This window comes from Leucobacter sp. BZR 635 (assembly GCF_048061935.2).
Lineage (GTDB): Bacteria > Actinomycetota > Actinomycetes > Actinomycetales > Microbacteriaceae > Leucobacter.
Window position 1 is genome coordinate 24,129 of the sequence record NZ_JBLUNZ020000013.1, and the last position, 6,162, is coordinate 30,290.

General features: G+C 61.1%; 6 protein-coding genes. 2 read left to right on the plus strand and 4 right to left on the minus strand.

The features are described 5' to 3' along the window. Positions 1 to 80: 80 nt before the first annotated feature. Positions 81 to 1,181: a BMP family lipoprotein gene (locus ACI1US_RS02200; protein WP_416549436.1), complete on the minus strand. Its 1,101-nt coding sequence runs from the start codon at positions 1,179 to 1,181 to the stop codon at positions 81 to 83. Between the two features lie 183 nt (positions 1,182 to 1,364). Continuing rightward, positions 1,365 to 2,324 carry a Ppx/GppA phosphatase family protein gene (locus ACI1US_RS02205; RefSeq protein WP_461637821.1) on the minus strand — a complete coding sequence of 320 codons (960 nt, stop codon included), beginning with the start codon at positions 2,322 to 2,324 and terminating at the stop codon, positions 1,365 to 1,367. 59 nt (positions 2,325 to 2,383) lie between these two features. On the opposite strand from ACI1US_RS02205, the gene ACI1US_RS02210 reads away from it, so the two are divergent. Then, positions 2,384 to 2,752, plus strand: coding sequence for a GntR family transcriptional regulator (locus ACI1US_RS02210; protein WP_461637823.1), 369 nt, complete (start codon positions 2,384 to 2,386; stop codon positions 2,750 to 2,752). Between the two features lie 37 nt (positions 2,753 to 2,789). Here ACI1US_RS02210 and ACI1US_RS02215 read toward each other — a convergent pair whose 3' ends face one another. Both ACI1US_RS02215 and ACI1US_RS02220 read right to left on the minus strand, forming a co-directional pair. Continuing rightward, complete coding sequence (locus ACI1US_RS02215) at positions 2,790 to 3,587, minus strand: IclR family transcriptional regulator (RefSeq protein WP_461637825.1); 798 nt, start codon at positions 3,585 to 3,587, stop codon at positions 2,790 to 2,792. 19 nt (positions 3,588 to 3,606) lie between these two features. Then, positions 3,607 to 4,980 (minus strand): MFS transporter, encoded by a 1,374-nt coding sequence (locus ACI1US_RS02220; protein ID WP_461637827.1) that lies wholly within the window; start codon positions 4,978 to 4,980, stop codon positions 3,607 to 3,609. A 259-nt stretch (positions 4,981 to 5,239) separates the two neighbouring features. Here ACI1US_RS02220 and ACI1US_RS02225 point away from each other — a divergent pair. After that, the coding region (locus tag ACI1US_RS02225) for an acyl-CoA dehydrogenase family protein (RefSeq protein ID WP_461637829.1) at positions 5,240 to 6,162 on the plus strand (923 nt) is incomplete at its 3' end.

Sequence of the window (6,162 nt, forward strand, 5' to 3'; positions counted from 1 at the left end):
GCCTCCGGAAGAGGCCGCACCAAAAAACAGCTCGGGCCGGTGACTCGGATGCTCCGAGTCACCGGCCCGCGCGAGTTACCTTACGGTGAGGAAGGCGACTCGACCTTGATCTTGCCGGCAATAATGTCTGCCGAGATCTTGTCGAGCGTCGACTGCAGGTCAGCGGGGACCTTGTCTTCGAAGCTGTTGAAGCCCGAGAGGCTTACGCCCTTGTTCTCGAGCACGCCGATGAACGGGTCTGCGCTGAACTCGCCCTTGGCTGCTTCCATCGCTGCGTCGTACACAGCAACGTCCATGCTCTTCATGATCGAGGTGAACAGGATGTCCTGTACCTTCGGGTCGGTGTTGAACACGTTCGCGTCGACGCCCATGAGCTTCGCGGTGCCGCCCGAGTCGCGGATCGCTTCGCCAGCCGACTGGTAGATCGGTCCGCCGACGGGAAGCAGCACGTCTGCGCCCTGATCGAGGAGGCCCTGCGCCATCTGCTTCGCGGTGTCGTTCGCCTTGAACTCGTTGGTGAACTGGCCGTCCTGCTTCGCAACGTCCCAGCCGAGCACCTTGACGTCGGCGTCATTCTCAGCGTTGAAGTACTCAGCGCCGAGCTGGAAGCCGTCCATGAAGATCGTAACGGGCGGAATCTTGCCGCCACCGAAGGTACCGATGGTGCCGGTCTCGGAGACCGCAGCAGCAGCGTAGCCGCCGAGGAACGCCGCCTGAGCCGTGTCGAACACGAGCGGCTTGATGTTCGGGGCGTCGGTCTTGCCGTCGAAGTCGCCGTCAGCCCAGTCGTCGATGATCGCGAACTGCACGTCGGGGTTTGCCTTCGCAGCGTTCACGGTCGGCTCGGAGAGCATGAAGCCCACCGAGACGATGAACGTGCAGCCCTCGCCGACAAGGCCGTCGAGGTTCGCGACGTAGTCACTGGCGCTCTTCGACTCGGTCTTTTGGAGCTCGACGTCAAGCTCCTCGGCAGCCTTGGTGAGGCCCTCGAAGCCGAGCTGGTTGAACGACTTGTCGTCGAAACCGCCCTCGTCAGACACCATGCAGGGCTTGAAGCCCTTTACAGCCTCGACATCGGAGCCGCCGTTGGACTCGGGCGCCTGGCCACATGCAGCGAGACCGAGCACGAGGCCGGCCGCAGCAGTGATGCCAAGCACACGCTTAGTAGTGGAGATGGTCACAGTGTTCCCCCTGGTTCGTCGCCCGCGCCAGCCGCGGGCGGTCCTATACACACAGTTTATTCCTACAGCACGATCAGCTTTCGCACACTTCGCAAGAGGGAATGGTTGCGATTCCGATATGAAACTGGCAAGACGCTTGTGGTTTTGCCCCTAGAAATCTCAAATGAGGCTGTAAAGCGTTGCCTAGTCGTCTTCGGTCACCGGGTCGGTACCGCGCCCGTCAAGCGCGTCGATGTAGCGCAACACGATCCCCTCGCGCAGCGCCCACGGCGAAATCGTCAGCGTCGACACGTCGAACACCTTCATCGCGGTGCGCAGCACGACCGCGCCAGCCATGATCTGGTAGCCACGCTCGGGCGTGATCCCCGGCAGATACTCTCGCACCGAACCCGGCATGTCACGCAGCGTCGGCTCCCACTCGCGGAGGCCGGCGTAGTGCAGCTCGGCGAGATCCCCCGTCGCAGGGTCCGGCGGCCCGCCAATGAGGCGCGCAAGCGAGCGAATCGTCTTCGACGTGCCGACCACGCGCTTCGGCTTCGGCCGGCCCTTGAAGAATTCGTTGCGCGCCTTCGTGAATTCCTCGCGCGCATGGGCTCGCAGCAGTGAGATCCCCTCGGCGCTCGGAGGATCCTCCGGCAGATACAGAATCGTCGAACGACCCGCGCCCAGCGGCAGCGACACCTGCACGTCAGGGTACTCGTCAGCGCCCTGGGCGATCTCGAACGATCCCCCGCCGATATCGAATAGCAGAATCTCGCCCGCAGACCAGCCGAGCCAACGGCGGACCGCGAGCATCGTGATCCGCGCCTCGTCCTCCCCGGACAGCACGTCGAGCTTCAGCCCGGTTTCGCGCTCGATCTTCGCGAGCACCTCCTCGCCGTTCGCCGCCTCGCGAATCGCGGAGGTCGCCGTCGCGAGCAGATCGTCAACGCCGATCTCCTGCACCGTCTGCACCGCTTCGCTAATCGCGCCGATGATGCGCGAGACACCCTCGTCGGTGATTGCCCCATCGTCGTCGAGGTAGCGCATGAGCCGCAGCGTCGAGCGCTGCGAATGATACGGATTCGGGCTGGCGCCCGGGTGCGCGTCAACCACGAGGAGATGAACGGTATTCGAACCTACGTCGATGACTCCGAGTCGCATGGGAGCAATTCTATTGCGTCATGCCTGCCAGACCGTATTCACCCGCCTAGGCTAGGGGCATGAGCGCGTTCAAGCCGACCATCGATGCCGAGTCGTCCACGCCGCCATTCCGGCAGCTGCACCTGGCGGTGGTCGCGGGAGTCGCCGCGGGGTCCCTCACCCCCGGCAGCCGCCTGCCGACAGTGCGGGCGCTCGCCGACAGCTTGGGCATCGCCACGAACACGGTTGCGTCCGCGTACCGCTCGCTTGAGGCAGCGGGGGTCGTCGAGGGGCGGGGCCGAGCGGGCACCTTTGTGAGCGACGGCGACGACCCGATCGCTACGCGGGCACGCGAGATCGCGCGCGACGCTGCAGCAGCGTTCGCCGAGCTCGGAGTGGATCGGGATCGCGCAGCGCAGTTACTCGCTGACGCTTTCGGTGAGATCTAGCGCCGGTGGCACGTTCGTTCGCCTGGACATGCGGGCCCTACCTGGCCCCGTGTCCGGCGGATTGAACCGCGAGAGCGGCGTTGCTGAGCGCCGCACGGAGTTCGGGGATCTGATCGATTAAGCGGTGCTTGGGACCGGCCACGGAAAGTGTCCTGGCAATGCCCGAAGCGTCGAAGATAGGCGCAGACACACCATAGACGTCGGCAACGGTGTCCCCCTGGTTCACTGCTACATAGCTTTCCCTGATCTCAGCGAGCTCGTCCAAGAGCGCCGGCACCTGCGCAGCCTCAACATTGGCTTGAAGGTAACGGTCACGATCGCCATCCGTCGCGAACGCGAGGAAACACCGTCCGGAACTTGTTGGGTAAAGCGGACGTCGGACTCGGAGTGGAGCGGAATAGCGGACCAGCTGGAGCGACTCAAGCGAATGGAGATAGACGACGTTGTCACCGACGCGCACGCCAAGCATGACCGTTTCGTTGAACTGCGCCTGAAGCGCGAGCATCGCGTCCCGAGTCGCTTCCGTTTCAGCCCCTGCCCGGGGCGACAGGAGGGATCCGATGGCATTGCCGAGCGTGTAGCGACTATTTCGCTCTGTCAAGTACCCCTGGGCTTCAAGCCCCTTCACCAGCCCATGGGTCGAGGACCTGGGAGCGGCAAGCTGGTCCGCGATGTCCATCAGCCTGAGCCCGTCCGAGCCCGCCGAAGCAACCATCTCGAGGACGTCGGTCACACGGGAGACTGTCCGGTGCGGTTTCGCATCGGCCATCTCGCCTCCGTCCACGTTTGTTTCGTTCTCGTCATCGCTCCGCTGAGGAGCTGTGTCGCTCTTCATAATAGCCTCCGACATGCGTTCAGTCAGCGGGATGCACGGCAGGTGCGATTTCAGCTGCTAGCGGCTCCGATAGCTGCCCCTCTCTGCGCTTTGCGCGCTTTCGCTGGTCGAACATCACGCCGACCAAGATCAACGCGGCACCAACCAGGAACATGATCGAGACCCCGAACGGTGAGTTGGTCGGAGAGCCGAGCACGATCGCGAGCGCAATCATCGGCGCAAGTCCTCCGGCAAACGCCCCGCATACTTCCCTGCCAAGCCCCAATCCGGATGCGCGCACACGAGTTGGGAACTGCTGCGCAAAGTACGCCCCCGAAGCGGCAAGCATGAGGGGAACCGCAATCCCTGTTGTCGAAATCAGCGCAACCCAGATGAGCACCGTTTCGTTGGTATCCAAGAGCGCGAAAAACGGGAACGCCATTGCCCCCGTTGCGAGTCCGCCGATCCCCAAGATGACCCGCGGGCTAAAGCGATCAGCCAGCCTTCCAGCGAGCGGCGCGACGCCTATTGCGCACGCCGCGGCCAACGTGACAGCCAGTGTTCCAACTGAGCCGTCAAGCCCACGGAATTCGACGAGATACGCGAGGGAGAAGGTTTTGAAAACGTAGCTCACAGAGTTATAGCCGAGTGTCACCACGCCCACGACAAGCACGCCTCGCCAGCTGAAACGCAAAAGTTCCACAAGAGAGCTGCGATCCCGCTTCCGGCCCCCGGCGGCAGCCCGGTTCGCCTTGTCCTTTTCGAACTCTGGAGTTTCAGGCATTCGGGCCCGAACCCAAGCCCCCAAGAACACAAGGACGAAGCTGGCAACGAACGGCAGCCGCCATCCCCAACTCAGCAGGGATTCTTCGCTCAGGAGAGTTTGCAACAAAAACACGACTAGCGAAGACGCGAAGAGTCCAATGTTTACGCCGAGCGCTGGCCAGGCACCGAGCCTGCCCCTTTGCCCTTTGGCCGCGTGCTCATACGCAACCGCGATTGCACTCCCGAACTCAGCTCCCGCGCCAAGGCCCTGAGCAATCCGCAGAAGCACCAGCAGAATTGGTGCGGCAACACCTATCGATCCATAAGAGGGCACGAGGCCGATGAGCCCAGTGGAAATCCCCATAAGGAGGAACGTAATCGAAAGCACCCGTTTGCGACCGATCTTGTCGGCCAAGATTCCAAACAGCACTCCCCCTATTGGGCGCGCAAAATAACCAACAGCAAACGTCGCGAACGCAGCGAGCAGTGCAAGGTCTTTGTTGCTGTCTGGGAAGAACACCTTGTTGAACACCAAGACTGCGGTCGCTGCGTAGAGATAGAAGTCAAACCATTCGAGGGCAGAACCGACAATCACGGCAACCCCGACTCGACGTTCCGTTGTGGAACGAAGCACTCCCGATGCACCCATCACTCTCTCCTTTGAGATGTCTTAAATAAAACATGGGATTCATACATGTGAATTTTTGGATCGAAAACTTCCGCAATCCTCGCATCGCTTGCACGTAATTTCAACGGCGAGTTTTAGATATTCTTTAGCCCTGTGCGACCAATGAGCTTCTTTCAGATTCAGAAAATGCGCACTTCCCAAGACCTGTTGCACAAGATACATTCGTAGATACGAATTCTTACGATTCCGTTGACCAACTGACGTTAGGTGGCGTGGAGACATGGACTTTGCACTCTCGGAAGATTTGCTCGCGATCCGTGAAGGGGCCCGCTCGCTTGCTCGGAGCTTCAGCCCCAACTACTGGCTGCAGCAGGACGAGGCGAAGGAGTTTCCTTGGGCTTTCTACCAAGCTTTTGCCGAGGGTGGCTGGCTTGGATTAGCAATTCCCGAGGAATACGGGGGCGGGGGCAAGGGCATCATGGAGGCTGCTCTCTTACTCGAAGAAGTGGCGAGTTCAGGTGCCGGCATGAACGGCGCATCCTCCATGCACCTCACGATCTTTGGACTGAACACGATCGTGAAGCACGGTTCTGCGGAACTCAGGCAGGAAGTCCTGCCTGCCGCCGCTCGTGGGGACCTACACGTCGCGTTCGGTGTCACGGAACCAGACGCTGGAACCGACACCACTCGCATTTCGACCTTTGCAAGGAGAGTCAGCGGAGGATATCGAATCACTGGTCGAAAGGTGTGGACCACCAAAGCAGCTGAATCCCAAAAGCTCGTCCTCATTACCCGAACCACCAAACGGGAGGACGTGGCTCGGCCAACGGAGGGCATGACTCTCTTCCTTGTCGATATCGACAGGGAACACATGAGCCTTACGCCTATACCAAAACTTGGCCGGAATGCAGTGGCCAGCTACGAAGTCTCAATCGATGACTACTTCGTGCCAGACAGCGCTCGTATCGGCGATGAGGGAAGCGGCTTTACCTATCTCCTCGACGGTCTCAACCCAGAGCGAATTCTTTTGGCACACGAAGCCCTTGGTATTGGCCGCGCAGCTCTTGAGGTAGCCGTCGAGTACGCAAAACAGCGCGTCGTGTTTGATAGACCCATCGGCCAAAACCAGGGCATCGCGTTCCCGTTGGCAACCTGCCAGACCCGTCTCGATGCTGCCGAGCTAATGGCTCGCAACGCAGCTTC

Bases quoted from the DNA above. Each gene is read 5' to 3' on its own strand.
- ACI1US_RS02205 (WP_461637821.1), bottom strand. From the start codon at position 2,324: ATGCGACTCGGAGTCATCGACGTAGGTTCGAATACCGTTCATCTCCTC.
- ACI1US_RS02210 (WP_461637823.1), top strand. From the start codon at position 2,384: ATGAGCGCGTTCAAGCCGACCATCGATGCCGAGTCGTCCACGCCGCCA.
- ACI1US_RS02215 (WP_461637825.1), bottom strand. From the start codon at position 3,587: ATGAAGAGCGACACAGCTCCTCAGCGGAGCGATGACGAGAACGAAACA.
- ACI1US_RS02220 (WP_461637827.1), bottom strand. From the start codon at position 4,980: ATGGGTGCATCGGGAGTGCTTCGTTCCACAACGGAACGTCGAGTCGGG.